We start from the raw sequence: 18967 nt of genomic DNA on the forward strand, positions 1-18967 counted from the left end.
CGGATCGACTCGATGTCGCCGGTATCGGCAACAACGGTCGTCATTGTTTTCAGCTGTTCAAGCTTGGAGGGCATGAAAGGAAATCCCTTTGCGGTGATGGCTGGAGCACAGCGTAAACCTCGCGCGCTTCAGAGGAAACGCCTGAGTTCGCGGACTGTTGCATCACACGGTCATTTGTCCGGGCTGCCGCGCCTCTCACGCAACGCGGGCGGTATCGCCGGACAGCGCCCGCTCGAGCCGGGCGAAACTCACCGGCTTGCCGAGGAAGATATCGATGCCGGCCTGCGAGGCCGAGCGGCGTTCCGCCTCGTGCACATCGGCACTGAGCGCGATGAGCCGCGCCGGTGCGATCTGCCGTGCGCTTTCCGAAAGCCGGATGCGCCGCGCCACCTCGAACCCGTCCATGCCGGGCATGCGGATGTCGAGAACCACCGCGCCGTAGGGTTTTCCGGCGTCCATCGCCGCCTCGGCGAGGGCCAATGCGGCGAGACCGTCGGGCGCGCGGATCACGGTGGCGCCGAGCCGCTCCAAATGGCGTGTCGCGAGCAGAGCATTGATTTCGTTGTCTTCGGCGAGCAGGACGTCGAGACCGCCCTCGACCGCGGGCGGGCGCGCCCGCGGCATGCGCCCCTTGGGCTCTGTGGCCGCGGGGTCGAGGCGATTGAACAGCGAATGCTGACGAACCGGCTTGACCAGCCAGCCGTCGAAGCCGGCGGACGAGATCTGACCGAAGGCGCGCCGCTCGTAAGGGGAAAACAGGACGAGCCGCTGCGCCGTCCCGGCAAGCCGCGCCGCCTCGCCGATCGTGCGGGTGTCGACGTCGCCCAGGGCGCAATCGACGATGACGATGTCGAACGGAGCGTGGTCCTGCAGCCGCGCCAGGGCGTCGAAACCGTTCTCCGCGCGCACGACGGTTATGCCGGCATCGCGCAGACGCGCGGCGAGAAAACCTGCTTCGAACGGCGAGGCCGCGGCGATCAGTGCCGTCTTGCCCCGCAGCGCCGGCGCCGGCTCGGAAATTTGTACGATGGGGCCGGCAGGAAGCGGCAGGACGACCGAGAACAAAGCGCCGCGATCGCTGGTCTCCAGCGCCAAGGCGCCGCCCATGCGCTCCGCAAGGCGGCGCGAGATGGCGAGGCCGAGCCCGGTGCCGCCGTGCAGCCGCGTGGTCGAGCTGTCGGCCTGCTCGAACTCTTCAAAGATCGCGGCGCGGCGGTCGTGGGGGACGCCGGGGCCGGTATCGATGATCTCGAAACGCAGCTCGTCGGTCTCCGGCGCAAAACGGTGCACCGCGAGTCCGACTCCGCCGATCTCGGTGAATTTGACCGCGTTGCCGGCGAGGTTGAGCAGAATCTGGCGTAGCCTTACGGGGTCGCCGATGACGTGGCGCGGCACGTCGGGCGCGAGGAAACTGGCGATCTCCAGGCCCTTGCCCTGCGCGCGTGGCGCCAGCAGCTCGGCGATGCCTTCCACCAGGGCGACGAGGTCAAAGCATTCCGCCATCAGCTCGACGCGTCCGGCCTCGATCTTTGAAAAATCCAGGATCTCGTCGATGAGCGAGGTGAGGGCGCTTCCGGAGCTGCGGATCGCCGCGACATAGGTCGCCTGTTCCGCGTCGAGCTGCGTGCTGGCCAACAGTTCCGCCATCCCGAGAATGCCGTTCAGCGGTGTGCGGACCTCGTGGCTGACGTTGGCGAGAAAGCGCGATTTCGCCTCGTTGGCGGCTTCCGCGCGGTCGCGCGCGGCAGCAGCCTCGCGCAACTCCCAGACATCGTCGTGCAGGCGATCGGCCTCGGCCTTGAACCGCTGCTTGTCGCGGCGCCCGGCGAGCAGCCGCAGCACGAGGCCGGTGACCGCCAGCACCGCCCCGAGCGCGGCCAGCAATGTCGGCCAGATCGGCGTATCGCCCAAGAAACTCATAAAACCGCTCGTCCCGCGACGGCCGTATCGCCGCGACACAAGGCTACTTCGCGCCCGCTGAAAAACCGTTCGGGAATCGACTTAAAGGCGAGGGATCGGCTTAAACCTTTTTAAAGACCCGGCGGCCGATCCCCGAGACCGCTACATCAGGAGCAGCGTCGCCGCCGCCCAGATCACGCCGGTGATCATGAAGGTCACGACGGTATAGCCCATTACCCGCTGGATGCCGATGCCGGCGATGGCGACCACCGGCAAGGCGAAAAAGGGCTGCAGCATGTAGGCGACGTTTTCGCCTGCCGCGACGGCCATTGCCGTCGCCGGTACTGACGCGCCGAGCTGCACCGCCGCCGGCACCACGAAGGGGCCCTGCACCGCCCAGTGTCCGCCGCCGCTCGGCACCAGAAAGGTGATGAACAGCGAGCAGACGTAGCTCCAGAACGGCAGCGTATGGGCGTTGGCGATGGCAACGAACCAGTTGGAGATCACACCGGCCAACCCCGTGGCGGTGATGATGCCCATGATCCCGCCATAGAGCGGATATTGCAGCACCAGCGAACCGATCTGCTTCGCTGCGTTGTTCATTGCGGTGACGTAGTTGATCGGCGCGCCGTGCAGGCCGATCCCCAGCATCAGGAAGATGAAGATGATGGTGTTGACGTCGATCGTCACGCCCTTGGTCGACCAGGTGAAGGCGAGATAGGCGACCGCGGCGGCGAGCAGCAGCCAGCTCCAGATCGGCCAGTTGTCGGCGCGGCGCGCCGGCGCATTCGGATCACCACGCAGGATTGCAGCACTTTGCGGCGCTTCCGGCTCGGGCTGGAAGGCGACGACGTCCTCGTCGCGCGGGCGGATCAGAATGAACGCGATCGGCACCGTGATGACGATGAGCGCGGTGGCGACGAGATTGTAGGGCTGGAACACCATGTCGGCGAACGGCGTGACCTTGCCTGTCACCTTCTCGATGATGTTGAGCGCATTGCCCTTGGACGCCTGGGTCAGCGCGATCGAGGAGGAAAAGCCGGTGGCCCAGACCACCCAGCCGGAATAGGCGGCAGCGACGAGCCAGCCGAAGTCGATGCGCATCCGCGAGGCCACCTCGCGCGACAGCATCGCCGCGATGACGAGGCCAAACCCCCAGTTCAGGAACGAGGCGCAGGCGCAGATGAGGAAGGTGAGGACGACCGCTTGATTCGGCGTCTTCGCCACGCTGACGATGGCGCGGATCCCGCGCTTGACGATCGGCGCGTTGGCCAGCGCATGGCCCGTCGCCAGGATCAGGATCATCTGGAAGGCGAAGGCGAGGATGTCGAAGATGCCCTTGTACCAGGATGCGATGATCACATCCGGTGTGCCCTTCGGCGCCAGCAGCAGGGCCGCAACGCCGGTGACGAGCGTCAGCGCGATGGCGATGACGAACGGGTCCGGCATCCAGCGCTCGAAGATGTTGACCGACATCGCCACGAAGCCGCGCGGTCGCGGCGGCATTTCCCTCGTCGTCGTCATTCGCGTGTCCCCCGACCCTGTCCTCTTGCAGCCCATAGCACAGGTTGCCGGGGAGGCATCGAAGGCTTTGCTCTGGCGAACGGGGGATGGTCTTTGCGCGTCACGCCGCGCGCTGGCGTCCGAGATAGTCCGAGCGGTACGACAGGGCTTCCGCCATATGCGCGCCAGCAACGGTTTCGACCCCATCGAGATCGGCGATGGTGCGGGCGAGTTTCAGCAAACGATGGAAGCCGCGTGCGGACAGTTGCAGGCGGTCCGACGCCTCGCGGATCAGCTCGAGGCCGGCATGATCGGGCCGTGCGATGCGCTCGATGATCGCCGGCGGTGCCGCGGCATTCGACGCGATGTGCGGCAGGTCGAGATCGGCGTAGCGCCGGCGCTGAAGCTCACGAGCTGCGGCGACGCGTTTTGCGACCGTTGCGGATCCCTCCGCGGGCGGTGGCAGCATCAGGTCGGCCGCACTCACCGCCGGCACCTCGATGTGAAGATCGATGCGATCGAGCAGCGGCCCAGACAGGCGCGATTGATACTGCGCGATGCAACGGGCGTTGGGCTGGCGGTTGCAGGCGAAGCCGGGATCGATGGCATGGCCGCAGCGGCAGGGGTTCATCGCCGCCACCAGCTGGAAGCGTGCGGGATAGGTGACGCGGTGATTGGCGCGCGCGACCATCACGCTGCCCGTCTCCAGCGGCTGCCGCAGACTGTCGAGTACCTGCGCATGAAATTCCGGCAGTTCGTCGAGGAACAGCACGCCATTGTGCGCCAGCGAGATCTCGCCCGGCCGGGCATGGGTGCCGCCGCCGACCAGCGCCGGCATCGACGCGGAATGATGCGGCGCGCGGAATGGCCGGCGGTCGGTAAGCTGGCCGTTAGCCAGCGTACCGGCGATGGAATGGACCAGCGACACTTCCAGGAGTTCCGCCGGCGACATCGGCGGCAGGATCGAGGGCAGGCAGGAGGCCAGCATCGATTTGCCCGAGCCGGGCGGACCGTTGAACAGCAGGTTGTGTCCACCGGCGGCGGCGATTTCCAGCGCCCGCTTGGCGCCTTCCTGCCCCTTGATGTCGCGCAGATCGGGCAGAGCCCCGGACGGCGGCCGGATCGCCGGCCGCGGCCGCGCCAGCACCTGCGTGCCCTTAAAATGGTTGGCGATCTGGATCAGCGACGCCGGCGCCAGCACGGCAAGGTCGTTCGAGGCCCACGACGCCTCGGAGCCACAGTCGCGCGGACAGATCAGGCCAAGGTTCTGCGCGTTGGCGGCGATCGCGGCAGGCAGCACGCCGGCGACCGAGGTGATTGTGCCGTCGAGCGCGAGTTCGCCGAGGACGAGGTAGGAGGACAGCATGTCGCCGGGGATCGCGCCGATCGCGGCCATGATGCCGAGCGCGATGGGAAGGTCGTAGTGGCTGCCTTCCTTCGGCAGGTCGGCGGGGGCGAGGTTGACGATGATCCGCTTGGCCGGCAGGGCGAGGCCGGAGGCGAACAGCGCGCCGCGCACTCGCTCCCGCGATTCCGCCACCGCCTTGTCGCCGAGGCCGACGACACCGAAGAAGACATTCCCGCTTGAGATCTGCACCTGCACATCGACAGGCCGTGCTTCGATCCCCTCGAACGCGACCGTCGCCACCCGCACAACCATCGCGCTCTCACACGTTTGGAGACAATTCAGTCTACGCGGTTGATTCGGCGATGCAAGGAAGTGAAACGACACGCTTCCGTGTCATTTCGCCGTCCGCCAATTTTGAAATGATCGTCGTCATATTAAACGAGTGGTACCCTCAACGAATAAGATTGCTCTCCGCGAGATCGAGCACCGCGTCGCCGCGCCCGCTCATCACCGCGCGCATCACGTAAAGGCTGAATCCCTTCATCTGCTCGGCCTGGATCTTTGGTGGCAGGGACAACTCCTGGCGATTGGTGACAACGTCGAGCAGGGCCGGGCCGTCATGCGCCAGAACCGCACGCACCGCCTCGTCCAGGTCCGCCGGATCTTCGACGCGGCGGGCAAAAATGCCCATCGCATTGGCCATCGCGGCGAAGTCGGGATTGTCGAGAGACACGCCGGTTTCGAGATAACCCGCCGCCTTCATCTCCATTTCGACGAAGCCGAGCGTCCCGTTGTTGAAGACCACCACTTTGACCGGCAGCTTCTGCTGGGTGAGGGTGATGAAATCGCCCATCAGCATGGTGAAGCCGCCGTCGCCGGAGAGCGATACCACCTGGCGTTTCTTGTCGATCGCCTGGACGCCGATCGCTTGCGCCAGCGCGTTGGCCATCGAACCGTGCGCGAAGGAGCCGAGCAGCCGGCGCTTGCCGTTCATTTTGAGATAGCGCGCCGCCCAGATCGTCGGCGTGCCGACGTCGGCGGTGAACACGGCGTCGTCGCTCGCCGCCGCGCTGATCAGCTTGGCGACATATTGCGGATGGATCGGTTTGCGGCCGGGTTTGCCAACAGCCAGCTCGTCGAGGCTTTCGCGAGCCTTGGCATAGTGCTTCAGGCTGGCGTCGAGGTGCTTGGCATCGGTCTTGGCCGTCAGCTTCGGGAGCAGCACTTCGATCGTCGCCGTGACGTCGCCGACGAGGCCGAGATCGATCCGCGTGCGCCGCCCCAGGTTCTCCGGCCGGATGTCGATCTGCGCGATCCTGGCCTTTTCGGGGAAGAACTGCTTGTAGGGAAAGTCGGTACCGAGCATCAGCAGCATGTCGCAGCCGAGCATCGCGGCATAGCCCGAGGAAAAGCCGATCAGGCCGGTCATCCCGACGTCATAGGGGTTGTCGTATTCGACGTGCTCCTTGCCGCCGAGCGCATGGACGATCGGCGCCTTCAGCGTTTCCGCCAGCTTCATCAGCTGCGGGTGTGCCCCGGCGCAGCCGCGGCCGCAGAACAAAGTGACCTTTTTGGAGCCATTGAGCATGGACGCCAGCGTCTCGAGGTCGGCATCGACGGGGTAGCTGACGGGCCGGCCGGGAAGCAGGCCGGGGTTCGGCGAGATTCCACGCTTCGGCGCGGCCTGCAGGGCAACGTCGCCGGGAATGACGATGACGGCGACGCCGCGCTGGCCAACCGCGGCGCGGATCGCGGTTTCCAGCACGAACGGCAACTGCGCCGCGCTGGAGACGAGTTCGCAATAGACGCTGCACTCGCGGAACAGCTCCTGCGGATGAGTCTCCTGAAAGTAGTTCGAGCCGATCTCGGCGGAGGGAATATGCGCGGCGATCGCCAGCACCGGCGTGCGGGTGCGCTGGCAGTCGAACAGACCGTTGATGAGGTGCAGATTGCCTGGCCCGCAGGAACCGGCGCAAACGGCGAGTTCGCCGGTGATCTGCGCCTCGGCGCCGGCGGCAAAGGCCGCGACCTCTTCGTGGCGGACGTGGACCCATTCGATCGTGCCGCGCGCGCGAATGGATTCGGTGATGCCGTTCAAACTGTCGCCGACGAGGCCAAAAACCCGCTTGACGCCGGCCTGCTGCAGCGTTTCGGCGATCAGGTCGGCGACATTGTTTATTTTCATGGCTCTGGCTCCGTCTGCTGTGCCGGTTAGAACGGCTGACATAGGCCTTTGGATGCATACGCCGCGCCGGTCGGCATCACGAACGCGCCATCTAAAATCGAGCCAAGTCCGCGACATTCCTGCCTGTGTTGCAGCGCTCGCATAGCAACGGCTGCTTCGGGCAGGTAGAGTCTCGGCAGTTCTGGAACCCCGCCGTGCCCTTAGCCGTCCGCCGCTTCGATGATCACGCCAAGGATGCCGCCGTTCTCCTTGGCTGGTTCGGGATGACGATTCTGATGGTCGGGGCGCCGCTTGTCGGCGTGCTGTCGCGGCGCGCGCTCTTCGTCCTGCTGCCGGTCGGGGCCGGTATCCTGGGTGCCGCGTTTCTCATCTCGATGTCGACCGACGGGATCCGGGCGCTTCGGACGGCGACGATCACCCCGCTCGGCTACGCCATCCTGTTTCTGGCCGGTTGGATGGGGCTGTCGCTTCTGTGGACGCCGTTTCCCGGAGCCGCCGCGCCGCGTTATGCCGCGACCCTGAGCGTGGGCATCATCAGCGCTTTGATCGTCGCCTACATTCCCGCCCGCCGCGCCCGGCCGACGCTTTATCTTTTGCCCGCCGGGTTGGCGGTGACGGGGACGTTGACCTTGGCGATGACCCTGTTCGGTCCGGCCTCGTTCCGTGGCGGCTCCGAGTTTGACTCATCGTTGCTCGAGCGCTCGATCCTCACCCTCGTGCTGCTGGTGTGGCCGGCGCTTGGCGCCCTGAGCGTATTGGCGCGCTGGACGCTGGCGATGGTGCTTGCCGCGGTGGTCGCGCTCGTCCTCGTGGTGACCTTCGCGCCGATCGCGCTTGCCACCTTCGCGCTCGCCGCCATGACCTTCGCTGCGGCAGTGACGAACCCGAAGCGTGCGGCGACGGTGGTCGCCTGTGTTTTCGGGGCCCTGATCCTGTCGGCGCCGGTCCTTCCGTTCATCCTCGCGCCGCTCGCCGCGGCGCTGCATCCGGTCGGCAGCAGCACCGTTGCGGCGATGGCGGACTGGCGCGACCTCGTGAGCGGCGACGGTCTCCGTCTCATCACCGGCCACGGGATCGATACGGCGCGGCGCGGTGTGGTCTACGGCTACCTGCCGGCGCATACGCCGCGCACCGTCCTCTTCGAGGTCTGGTACGAGCTCGGGTTTTTGGGGGCGGTCGCTTTGGCAGCCGTGATCGCGTTGGGGTTGACGGCTGCCGGAAGGGCCGCCGCGACGATCGCACCCGCGCTGCTCGCCGGCATCGTCGCCACCCTGTCGGTGGCCACTTTCGGCGTCGCCACGGCGCAGCTTTGGTTCGTCACGATGCTGGGGCTGGTGGCCGTGGCTTTCGGCCTGCTGTGCCGCTCGACACCGGTCGTGGCGCGGCCCCCCGTTGCCGCTGCAAGGGCCCGCTCACCCGCTTGAAAGCCGGCCGGTCACGCCGCTGACGCGTGCCACACATGTGACGGAAATGCACTTGCGGGCTTGGGCGAAGCGGCTCTAACATCCCGGCATGGTCGAGACTCTCATCACCATACGTAATGCCCGCGAAGACGATGCCCAAGGCATCGCCGACGTTCACGATGCGGCGTGGCGGGACGCCTACCGCGGCATCATTCCCGGCCGCGAACTGGAAAAAATGATCGCCCGCCGTGGGCCGCGCTGGTGGCATCTCGCCATCGTCCGCAAATCGCGCCTCGTGGTGCTGGATTTCGACGAGACCATCGGCGGATACGCCAGCTACGGCCGCAACCGGGTGCCGTCGATGCCCTATGGCGCCGAAATCTTCGAGCTCTACATCGCACCGGAGTTTCAGGGGCTCGGGTTCGGGCGGCGGCTGTTCGACGCGGCGCGCCGCGATCTCGGGGAGCACGGCTATTCCACCGTCATCGTCTGGGCACTCGCCGACAACGACCGGGCCATCGCCTTCTACAAGCGCCTCGGCGGCACCTTCGTCCGCGAGGCGCAGGAGCGGTTCGGCGCCGAGATGCGCTCCCGGGTTGCGTTCGCCTTCGAGTAGGGCGGGCTGCCCGAGTCATTGTCGCCACCGCCGCCTTGCCCTATGAAGCTCGCCTTTGCCGGACGGGCCGGCCTGCGGAGCTCAGGATGAACATCGACAAAATCGCCATCGGCGCCAACCCTCCCGACGACATCAACGTCATCATCGAGGTGCCGATCGGCGGCGAGCCGATCAAGTACGAGATGGACAAGGAATCCGGCGCGCTCGTGGTGGATCGCTTTCTCCATACGTCGATGCGCTATCCCGGCAACTACGGCTTCATCCCGCACACGCTCTCCGAGGACGGCGACCCCTGCGACGTCATCATCTGCAACACCCGCGCCCTGGTGCCGGGCTGCGTGATCAACTGCCGCCCGGTCGGCGTGCTGATGATGGAAGACGAATCCGGTGGCGACGAGAAGATCTTGGCCGTGCCCTCGCCGAAGCTGACCAAGCGCTACGAAGGCGTCACCGAATATACCGACCTGCCGGATATCACCCTGCAGCAGATCGAGCATTTCTTCGCGCACTACAAGGATCTGGAAAAGCCGAAGTGGGTCAAGATCATCGGCTGGGGCGATTCCGCGAAGGCGAAGGCGCTGATCGCGGAATCGATTGCCCGGGCTAAGAAGGGCTGAGGCTGGGCAACGGGCCGTCATTCCGGGTCACGCTGCAGGCGTGAACCCGGAATCGGTGTACTTCCATGCCGCGTTTGGAAAACGTTTCGGATTGCAGCACACCGGTTCCGGGTTCGGCTGCGCCGCCCCGGAATGACGGGTCGTCGGGTTAAGCCGCCTTAGCCTCGAGCCCCGGCGCGACGGCGTAGCTGGCCTGCGTCTTGCCCTTGATCTCGTCGAGCGAGACGCCGTCGGCGAGTTCCACAAGCACCATCCCGCCGTTCCCGGCTTTGTCGATCTCGAACACGCCGAGGTCGGTGATCACCATGTCGATGACGGCGGAGCCGGTGAGCGGCAGGGTGCAGCGGCGCAGCAGCTTTGGCTCGCCCTTGGCGGTGTGCTCCATGACCACGACCACGCGTTTGACGCCGGCGACGAGATCCATCGCGCCGCCCATGCCCTTCACCATCTTGCCGGGAATCATCCAATTGGCGAGATCGCCGTTCTCGGCGACTTCCATCGCGCCCAAAATGGCGAGGTCGATGTGGCCGCCGCGGATCATCATAAAACTGTCGGACGAGGAGAAGTAGCTCGTCGACGGCAGCTCGGTGATGGTCTGCTTGCCGGCGTTGATGAGATCGGGATCGGCCTCGCCCTCGTAGGGGAACGGCCCCATGCCGAGCATGCCGTTCTCGCTCTGCAGCTGCACGTGCATGCCGGCGGGAATGAAGTTCGACACCAGCGTCGGGATGCCGATGCCGAGGTTGACGTAAAAACCGTCACGCAATTCTTGGGCGGCCCGGGCCGCCATCTGGTCTCGGGTCCAGGGCATATCGCGTCTCCTCAAGCCGCTTTGGCGCGGACGGTGGTCTTTTCGATCGGCTTGGCGATGTCCGGCACATGCACGATGCGCTGGACGAAGATGCCGGGCGTGTGGATGCCATCGGCGTCGAGTTCGCCGACCTCGACGAGGTGCTCGACCTGCACCACCGTAGTCTTGGCGGCTGCGGCCATCATCGGGTTGAAGTTGCGGGCGGTCTTGCGGAAGATGAGGTTGCCTTCCTTGTCGGCTTTCCAGGCATGGATGATCGCCACGTCGGCGCGCAGCCAGCGCTCCATCACGTAGGTTTCGCCGTCGAACTCGCGCAGGTCCTTGCCGTCGGCGATGATCGTGCCGACACCGGTCTTGGTGTAGAAGGCCGGGATGCCGGCGCCGCCGGCGCGGATGCGCTCGGCCAGCGTTCCCTGCGGATTGAATTCGAGCTCCAGCTCGCCGGAGAGATACTGTTTCTCGAACAGCTTGTTCTCGCCGACGTAGGAGGCGACCATCTTCTTGATCTGGCGCGTCTCCAACAAAATGCCAAGGCCGGCGCCGTCGATGCCGGCGTTGTTCGAGATGACGGTGAGGTTCCTGGTGCCGAGCTCGTGGATCGCGTCGATCAGCGCCTGCGGGGTGCCGCAGAGGCCGAAGCCGCCGCTCATCACCGTCATGCCTTCGGCAAGGACGTCGGCGAGGGCGGATTTGGCGTCCGGGAAAACCTTATTCATTGCGCGTCATCCAGCCTTGCGAGCGCTTATGGCTCCTTCAGCGTTGGTACGGCGCGGCTCGGCGCTTTGCAAGGTCCCGAAAGCCGTGGGATCTCCTCGTGAAAACACTGGTCCCCGAGCGCGTGAGGCTGGTATGATTCGTAAGTTTTATGCCGGCATTACTGAGCCGGCGCCGCGCGAAACCTTGGGATCGTCTGATGAAAGTGACCGTCGAAGTCGATTGCACGCCGATCGAAGCCCGGCAGTTCTTCGGTCTGCCCGATGTCCAGCCGATGCAGGCGGCGATCATGGCCGAGATGGAAAAGAACATCATGAAGGAGGCGCAGCGGTTTTCGCCCGACGCGCTGATGCAGACCTGGTTCGCCAACGTGCCGCAAAGCGCCGACTGGTTCCGCGACCTGTTCAGCAAGATGATCGTGACGAGTGGGACCGGACTGAAGAAGTCGTCCGACCCTAAGCCGTAACGCATCCTGGCGCGATACATCTTGGACGCATCCCCCGTTCGGCGGATAGCCGCGAGGCTGGATCAGGCTAGTTCTCTGTCGAAGGGCATAAGACGCAACGCGTCCAGAAAATGCCGTCACAAGAGAGGAAACGCTTTGATCCCCTGCTCACGCACGGCCGTTGCCGCTGTTGCGCTATTGGTCGCGACGTCGGCTCAAGCCGCCGAGAAAGCCGCCGTCTTCGACTTTCAGCTCGCCAACCTCGGCATCGTGCCGCCGACGCAGGCGGACAAGGATCGCTTGCCACGCCTGAGCGACCAATTGCGCAAGCTGCTGGCGGACAGCGGGCGCTATCAGATCGTCTCGACGGATCCCGTTAGAGCCGATGTCGACAAAGGCGCGGATCTGCGCACCTGCGGCGGCTGCGCCGTCGACTTCGCGAAGAAGCTGGGCGCCGACGTCGCCGTAACCGCCGAAATCCAGAAGGTTTCGGCGCTGATTCTCAACATCAACGTCTACATAAAAGAGGTCAACGGCGACAAGCCGGAGCACCCCTATAGCGTCGACATCCGTGGCGATACGGACGAGTCCTTCGACCGTGGCGTCAAGTATATCGTGAAGCACAATATTTTGGGGCAGTAGTCGCCGGGCGGCTCGATCAGATCGCGATCTGCCGCCCGATCTCGACGACGCTTTCGTTCGGCAACCGCAAAAAGTCGCTGACGTGGGTGGCGTTGCGCTCCATGAGACCGAAGATCGCTTCCTGCCAGTGCGGCAGGCCGGTGCCGTCCTCGCGGTGCACGACCGTTTCGTGGCCCACGTAATAGGTGATGTCGTCGAGGTCGACGGTACACCCGAGTGCCTTGCTGTCCTTGAGAAGCAGCGGCACATCCGGCGTTTCCATAAAACCGTAGCGCGCCTTGCCGCGCCAGAACTGCGGCGCGATTTCCGTGATCTCCAACCGCTCTTTCTCGCGCAGCCACGGCACGGGAAGAATGGCGACCTGCAGCACGAACACGTGCTCATGAAGCGAGCGGTTGTGTTTGACGTGCCAGCTCAGCACCGGCGGCGTGTCCTTGACGGTCCGGGTGAGAAAACACGCCGTGCCGGGCACGCGGCAGATCTTGTTGGATTCGACGCGGGCGACGAAGGTGTCGACCGACTCCAGCTTGTCCCGCATGCTGTTGCCGACCGCTATCGCGCCACGGTGCCAGATCCACATCAGGCCATAGATCACGACCGCGATGATCAACGGCACGTAGCCGCCTTCCGCGATCTTCGCCAGATTGGCAAGGAAGAAGGCGCCGTCCACGAGCGCAAAGCCGAGCGCCACGGCACCGGCAGCCGCCAAACTCCAGCCCCAGATTTCGCGCATCGCGATGAACAGCAACACCGTGGTCATCAGCATCGTCGAGGACACGGCGATGCCGTAGGCGGCGGCGAGATTGTCGGATTTGCCGAAGCCGACGGTCAGGCCGACCGTTACCAGCATGAGCAGCCAGTTCACCACGCCGACATAGATCTGGCCGTAGCCCTCGGCCGAGGTCTGGCGGATCCCGAGGCGCGGCAGCCAGCCGAGCTGGATCGCCTGCCGCGTCATCGAGAAGGCGCCGGTGATGATGGATTGGCTGGCGATGATCGTCGCCACGGTGGCGAGGATGATCAGCGGGATCAGCATCATCTGCGGGCAGAGGCGATAGAAGATATTGCCGTCGGTCGGCGCGCCTTCCACCACAAGCGCGGCCTGCCCGGCATAGTTCAGGATGAGGCTGGGAAATACCACGGCAAACCACGACAGGCGGATCGGCGTCGGCCCGAAATGCCCCATGTCGGCATAAAGCGCCTCGGCGCCGGTGACGCAGAGAAACACGCCGCCGAGGACGAGGAAGCCGGTCACTCCGTGGGTTGCGAGATAGCTCAGCCCCAGCAGCGGATTGAGCGCGGCGAAGACGGTGGGGTGGTGGAGGATGCCGGAGACGCCCATCGCCGCCATGCAGATGAACCACAGCAGCATGATCGGGCCGAAAGCCTTGCCGATCTTCGCCGTGCCCAGCGGCTGCAGCGCGAACAGGCCGACAAGAATGATCACGGCGCCGGGCAGAATGTACGGCTTGAAGATGGGCGTCGCCATGTCGAGCCCCTCCAGCGCCGACAGCACCGAGATCGCGGGGGTCACGGCCCCGTCGCCGTAGATCAGCGCCGCGCCGAACAGGCCGAGCGCGATGATCATCGGCCGTTGCTGCTTTTTGACGCCAAGCAGCGACATCAGCGCGAGAATGCCGCCCTCGCCGTCGTTGGCGATGCGCATTGCGAAAGACACGTATTTGACCGTGGTGACGACGAACAGTGTCCACAGTACCAGCGACAATACGCCGAGGACGACCACCGGGTCCGGCTTCGCTCCGGCGAGGTTCAGAATCGTCTTGAACGTGTAAAGCGGGCTGGTCCCGATATCGCCGAAGACGATGCCCAGGGCCGCGAGGCTCAGAAGCGGCAGGGCACCTTTCGATGCGGGCGCCTGTTCGACGTTGCTATCCGACAAAGAGGCCGCCTTGCGCTGGTGTTCGGGACGACCGATCGCGTCGGCGCCTGCGTTCCCGTAACACAGGACGCCTGCGAAAGGTTGGCGCCGCGCGAGGCGCCGTCACCTTTTTTCTGAGACATCCGGCGTGAGCGACCGGAGGCCACCAGTCCGCTTCCGCGGGAGGTCTAAAACGCCTGCCAGCTCTCGGTGTCGACCTTGCGGGCGGCGCTCCCACCAGTTGCAACCGTCTTCAGGACACGGACTGGCACGGCTGTGCGCTGCGCTTTCGCCGGCTGGCGCGCCGCCGGCTTGGCGTCGCCGGCCCCGATGCGGAAGCCGCCGATGAGCCGTGCAAGTTCGTTGGTTTCGCCGGCAAGCGCATGGCTCGCCGCGGTCGCTTCCTCGACCATCGCCGCGTTCTGCTGCGTCGCCTGATCCATCTGGTTGATGGCGATGTTGACCTCCTGCAAGGCCGTCGCCTGTTCCTTGGTGCTGGCGGCGATCTCCGATACCATCACGTTAATATCGGTCACCTGGGTGACGAACCGCAGCAGCGCCTTGCCGGTCTGGTCGACCAGGCCGACGCCTTCGATCACCTGCTGGCCCGAGGCGGCGATCAGCGTCTTGATCTCCTCGGCGACCTCGGCCGACCGTTGCGCAAGGGCGCGCACTTCCGAGGCGACGACGGAAAAGCCACGGCCGGCATCGCCCGCTCGTGCCGCCTCGACCCCGGCGTTGAGCGCCAGCAGATTGGTCTGGAATGCGATTTCATCAATCACGCCGACGATCTGCCCGACCTGCTGCGACGAGCGTTCGATCGCGGCCATGGCGTCCGCTGCGCGCCGCATCGTGTGGATCACGTTACGTCATGCAGCGTCCGACAACCCGGACTCGTCGATGGCGCCTTGAAACCGGACGCAGTTGCGCCCCTCGCTCTTTGCCGCATAAAGCGCAAGGTCGGCGCGCTCGATGAGCGCCAGGATGTCCGCATCGGCGTCTGAGACGACCGCGGCGCCGATGCTGGTTGTGACCCGGATAACGTCCGGTCCATGCCGCACGCTCAGGTTTTCGATGGCTGCCCGAAGCTTTGTTGCAACGACATTGGCTTCTGCCGCGTCCACTTCCCGCAGGAGCACGACAAATTCCTCGCCGCCGAAGCGCGAAACCTTATCCGTCGCGCGCACGCAGAAGCTCAGGGCGTCGGCCACTTCGCAGAGCACGGTGTCGCCGCCGGCATGACCATGCGTGTCGTTGACGGCCTTGAAGAAATCGATGTCGATCATCAGGATCGCGACGGTGCGGCGGTATCGCCGATAGTACGGAATGATGTCCGCGGCGAAGGTCAGGAAGGCGCGGCGGTTGAGCAGGCCTGTCAGCGGATCACGATCGGCTTCCTCACGCAGGCTGTCGATCGTCTGCTGGAAAACGCGTGACCGATCGGTGGCGCGCTCCTCGGCATGCGAGCGTTCGCGTTCGGCAACCCCGAGGCGTCGAAGCAGCGAGCGTAGCGACAAGGAGAGTTCGATGAACTCCTGAGAGCCGCCCAGCCAGGGCAGCATGGTGGTCGCGGGATCGCGTCCGATCTGGTGGGCGGCGACCGTGAGCCGTCGGACCGGCCCCGCCATCCGTCGCGCCAGAAGCCACGCCAGAAAAATGCCGACCAAAGAAATGACCGAACTCAGCAGCAAGACCGCATGCATGGCGTGGTCCATGGACGCGAAGGCCACACGGGTCGGGATCCGCGTCACGACGATCCAGCCAAGACCGGGATAGGTCTGAAATCCTTCCGTGGCCGCGAAGCCGGTCAGGATCCCTCCGACGGGGGATTCGTCTTCGAAGACGCCGCGGTGCGCGGCCTTCATCATCGTCAGTTCGTCAGGGTCGAACGGCGCGTCATTAAGTTTGGGGCCGAGCAGCACTTTGCCTTCGGACGAGAGGATCCAGATGTCGATGGTCGTAGGTGCGTCGCGATGAGCGAGCAGTTGCTTGCGCACCTCGTCGGCCCATCGCCAGCTGAGATGCGCCCCGAGCACGCCGACGAGCGCCTTGGAGGGGTCGTAGACCGGCATTGCCACGTCCACGAAGCGAAACGGCTCCGCCTGCGGCGGCGCGTCAAGCGCCTTGGAGAGGAGCAAAGCTTCGTGCACATCGGAAAGGGCCGGGCCGATGAGGCCTGTCTTGAACCACGGCCGCGCGGCAACGGACGCGCCTTCCAGAATGCCTTTGGTCGAAGCCCGCACGGTGCCATCGGGCGCCGCAAAGCCGATCCAGGCATAGGTCGGCAGCGATGTCTGCAACGTGTTCAAGACGTTTCGCACTTTGACCGGGTCCGAGCGCCAGACACTTTTCAGGGGCTCGAGGCCTGCGATCAGTTGGATCTCGCGAAACCGCTCGAACATCGTGCTGTCGAGCGCCGAGGCCATTGTGCCGGCCAACGCGGCAGTTTCCTGGCTGATGCGCTGCACCGCGTCGCGCTTGGCGATCCAGGCGGCGCCGCCGGTCGAGGCGCCGATCAGAACGAGGCAAAGCACGCCTACGGACAAGGCGACCTGTTGTTCGAACCGGAGATGGATCGTCTTGAACATCGCCTGCCACGCCGAAAGATCGCTTGCTCCGCTCGAGCGCCGGCCCAGGGGCGGCAGGCTCGAGGATCGGCATGCCCAGTCAGGTATCTTAGACAACAAGGGTTAAGTGTTTGGCGACGATGGAACGCATCGGTCGTCGGCCTGCATTCCCTTATCCGTTCGTGGCCCGCGGTTGGATGGTATGGGACGCAACCGATCGTGTCGTACCCTGATTGTCGGCCTCGACAGGGGCTGCTTTCGCAAGACACGTGATCCCGACCGGAACGGCCAAAGCGAATACAACGACGAGACCGCGGCACAAGGCCGTGAAATGGATCGGGCAGGGCGTCGCCTCGCGGCGCGTCAAGACGATCGGGCCGGCATCGTCGTAGCTGTCTGAAACGAAGCCGTCGGAAAGCAAGCTGAGGTGCATGATCGAACTCCTGACCTAAATGTCACGGTCTTTCTGTAAGTGGGAAATTTGCCCACATAAAGGCAAGCGTGGGATTGCCTCCCACTTCGATTCGCGTAGTGTGCCGCCATGGTCGACCTTCCCAGCTCCGCGCCCGATGCCGCGCGCTTGCAGCGCCCGCTTGCGCGTCTGCTGCGTCCGCTCGTGCGCCTGTTCATTCGCTGCGGAATCACGTTCCCCGCCCTATGCGATCTGCTGCGCGAACTCTACGTCAACGTCGCCGAGCATGAATTTGCGCTGACCGGCAAGGTCCAGACGGATAGCCGCGTCAGCCTTCTCACCGGCATTCATCGCAAGGAGGTGGCCCGGCTGCGGGGGGCAGGGGCGCCCGTCAGCACCGTGCCGGCCTCGATCTCGCGCACCAGCCGGATTTTTGCGCGCTGGCTGTCGGCGCCAGAGTTCACCGATGCCGACGGCCATCCCCTGCCGCTGGCACGCACCGGCGAGGAGGGGCGTGCCTCCTTCGAAAGTCTCGTGGTGTCGGTCACCCGCGACGTGCGGCCGCGCGCCATCCTGGATGAATGGCTCAACCGGCACCTCGTCATGATCGATGCCGAGGGACGCGTGGTTCTCACCGAGGCCGCCTTCGTTCCGCCGGGTGGCAGCGATCAGCAGCTCTATTATTTCGGCCGCAATCTCCATGATCATGTCGCGGCAGCCGTCGCCAATGTGCTCGGCGAGGGCCCGAGGTTTATGGAACGCGCTGTTCACTACGACGGCCTCTCGGAAGAGCTCGCCGCGACGCTCGAAAAGCGCTCGCGCGAACTCGCGATGACCGCACTCAAGACCTTGAACCGCGAGGCCAATCTCGCGTGCGAGACGGACGCAGGTGGAACCTGGCGGTGGAATTTCGGCGTCTACATTTTTCAGGAGGACGCCAAGAGTGCGGATGAAGGCGCGCCTGAAAAGGACGCGCCGTGATTCGGCCGCTCATGACGCGGCGGCAGCTGGTCTGGCTCGCCGCTACGGCCCTCGGCACGAGCCTCTCCGGCCGTACCGTTGCCGCGCCGGGCGACCAGGGGATCGGCGGCACCGGGTTCTCGCTCAGGCCGGCCGACGAGGAGAGCGATCGCGGTATCGGCGGCACGGGCGTGATCGGCACGATCCGAAAATTCGGCAGTATCATCGTCAATGATCTGCGCATCGCGTATCCGAAGGACGCTACCGTCACAATCGATGGCCGACCCGCTGCGATCGGCGATCTCAAGCTCGGGCAGGTCGTGCGCGTCGCAGCGGCGCGGGGCAACGACGGCGCCCTGTCGACCCACATCATCGACGTCAACAGCGAAGTCGTGGGGCCGGTGGAGCGCGTGACCGCCAAGTCCATGACCGTCCTCGGCCAGACCGTCTCGACGGCCGACGTGAAGAGTGCGCGGTCCTGGGCGGTCGGCGAGACGGTCGCAGTGAGCGGCTTGCGGCGCAATGATGGCACCATCGTCGCCAGCCTGATCCAGGCGAGTGACGCGGGCACGGTGAGGGTGGCCGGACCTGTCGTGCAGGCGCCCGATGGCGCGCTGCGCATCGGCGGTCTCAAGCTGACTGGCATGAACGGCGCGCTGATCGGCCAACGCGCCATCGTCGAGGGCCGCGTCGACGGAACCGGCTTGGCTGTGGCGCGGAGCACCGACGAGGCCACGCTGCTGCCGAAGAACGTCAGAACGCTTTTGGTGGAGGCCTATGTCGAGCGTCGTGGCGCGGATCTCCGGCTGGGCTCGGGGCTGCTGGTCGCGCGCCCGTCGTCCAGTGATCTGCCGGCCGGCCGCTCGGTCCGCGCCGTGCTGACCACGACCGTCGGCGCCGATGGGCGGCTGAACGCCGAAACGGTGCGAACGGACCGCAAACAATATCGTGCCGGCCCGAGCGGCA

The 18967-nt window shown here is 65.3% G+C and carries 15 protein-coding genes and 1 pseudogene; 7 read left to right on the forward strand and 9 right to left on the reverse strand.

Going from position 1 to position 18967, the window contains the following annotated elements; translation table 11 throughout:
* Positions 1-195: 195 nt before the first annotated feature.
* The 4 genes from GSQ79_RS04510 to poxB form a co-directional block, all read right to left on the reverse strand.
* A complete protein-coding gene (locus tag GSQ79_RS04510) occupies positions 196-1920 on the reverse strand; it encodes an ATP-binding protein (protein WP_158807539.1) in 1725 nt (574 codons plus the stop codon).
* Positions 1921-2061: 141 nt separating this feature from the next.
* Positions 2062-3423 (reverse strand): short-chain fatty acid transporter, encoded by a 1362-nt coding sequence (locus GSQ79_RS04515; RefSeq protein ID WP_158807540.1) that lies wholly within the window; start codon positions 3421-3423, stop codon positions 2062-2064.
* Positions 3424-3523: 100 nt separating this feature from the next.
* Positions 3524-5062 (reverse strand): YifB family Mg chelatase-like AAA ATPase, encoded by a 1539-nt coding sequence (locus tag GSQ79_RS04520; protein WP_158807541.1) that lies wholly within the window; start codon positions 5060-5062, stop codon positions 3524-3526.
* 139 nt (positions 5063-5201) lie between these two features.
* Positions 5202-6935, reverse strand: a complete 1734-nt coding sequence (gene poxB, locus GSQ79_RS04525; protein ID WP_158807542.1) for a ubiquinone-dependent pyruvate dehydrogenase — start codon at positions 6933-6935, stop codon at positions 5202-5204.
* A gap of 194 nt (positions 6936-7129) precedes the next feature.
* Here poxB and GSQ79_RS04530 point away from each other — a divergent pair, with 194 nt between their 5' ends.
* The 3 genes from GSQ79_RS04530 (at position 7130) to ppa (ending at position 9571) form a co-directional block, all read left to right on the forward strand.
* Entirely contained in the window at positions 7130-8359 is a 1230-nt protein-coding gene (locus GSQ79_RS04530; protein WP_158807543.1) for a hypothetical protein, read from the forward strand.
* A gap of 88 nt (positions 8360-8447) precedes the next feature.
* Positions 8448-8954 (forward strand): GNAT family N-acetyltransferase, encoded by a 507-nt coding sequence (locus GSQ79_RS04535; protein WP_158807544.1) that lies wholly within the window; start codon positions 8448-8450, stop codon positions 8952-8954.
* A gap of 86 nt (positions 8955-9040) precedes the next feature.
* On the forward strand, positions 9041-9571 hold the full coding sequence (gene ppa, locus GSQ79_RS04540; RefSeq protein ID WP_158807545.1) for an inorganic diphosphatase: 531 nt from the start codon (positions 9041-9043) through the stop codon (positions 9569-9571).
* A 148-nt stretch (positions 9572-9719) separates the two neighbouring features.
* Here ppa and GSQ79_RS04545 read toward each other — a convergent pair whose 3' ends face one another.
* On the reverse strand, positions 9720-10382 hold the full coding sequence (locus tag GSQ79_RS04545; RefSeq protein ID WP_158807546.1) for a 3-oxoacid CoA-transferase subunit B: 663 nt from the start codon (positions 10380-10382) through the stop codon (positions 9720-9722).
* A gap of 11 nt (positions 10383-10393) precedes the next feature.
* Entirely contained in the window at positions 10394-11098 is a 705-nt protein-coding gene (locus tag GSQ79_RS04550; protein WP_158807547.1) for a CoA transferase subunit A, read from the reverse strand.
* Between the two features lie 197 nt (positions 11099-11295).
* Here GSQ79_RS04550 and GSQ79_RS04555 point away from each other — a divergent pair, with 197 nt between their 5' ends.
* Both GSQ79_RS04555 and GSQ79_RS04560 read left to right on the forward strand, forming a co-directional pair.
* A complete protein-coding gene (locus tag GSQ79_RS04555) occupies positions 11296-11562 on the forward strand; it encodes a DUF6489 family protein (protein ID WP_158807548.1) in 267 nt (88 codons plus the stop codon).
* A 135-nt stretch (positions 11563-11697) separates the two neighbouring features.
* The gene (locus GSQ79_RS04560; protein ID WP_158807549.1) at positions 11698-12183 is read left to right on the forward strand and encodes a DUF3280 domain-containing protein; all 486 of its coding nucleotides are present in this window, start codon (positions 11698-11700) and stop codon (positions 12181-12183) included.
* A gap of 16 nt (positions 12184-12199) precedes the next feature.
* On the opposite strand, the gene GSQ79_RS04565 is transcribed toward GSQ79_RS04560, so the two are convergent.
* From GSQ79_RS04565 to GSQ79_RS04575, 3 genes and pseudogenes are all read right to left on the reverse strand, one after another.
* Positions 12200-14083, reverse strand: coding sequence for a potassium transporter Kup (locus GSQ79_RS04565; RefSeq protein WP_158807550.1), 1884 nt, complete (start codon positions 14081-14083; stop codon positions 12200-12202).
* A 167-nt stretch (positions 14084-14250) separates the two neighbouring features.
* A pseudogene (locus GSQ79_RS04570) lies at positions 14251-14913 on the reverse strand (methyl-accepting chemotaxis protein); the annotation flags it as partial.
* Between the two features lie 18 nt (positions 14914-14931).
* A complete protein-coding gene (locus GSQ79_RS04575; protein WP_158807552.1) occupies positions 14932-16650 on the reverse strand; it encodes a sensor domain-containing diguanylate cyclase in 1719 nt (572 codons plus the stop codon).
* Positions 16651-17170: 520 nt separating this feature from the next.
* Here GSQ79_RS04575 and GSQ79_RS04580 point away from each other — a divergent pair.
* Together GSQ79_RS04580 and GSQ79_RS04585 are read left to right on the forward strand one after the other, a co-directional pair.
* Positions 17171-18022 (forward strand): DUF6502 family protein, encoded by an 852-nt coding sequence (locus GSQ79_RS04580; RefSeq protein ID WP_158807553.1) that lies wholly within the window; start codon positions 17171-17173, stop codon positions 18020-18022.
* Positions 18019-18967: DUF5666 domain-containing protein (locus GSQ79_RS04585; protein WP_158807554.1), on the forward strand; the 949-nt coding region annotated here is incomplete at its 3' end. The genes GSQ79_RS04580 and GSQ79_RS04585, both read left to right, overlap by 4 nt.

Source organism: Beijerinckia sp. L45 (assembly GCF_009765775.1).
GTDB lineage: Bacteria > Pseudomonadota > Alphaproteobacteria > Rhizobiales > Beijerinckiaceae > RH-AL1.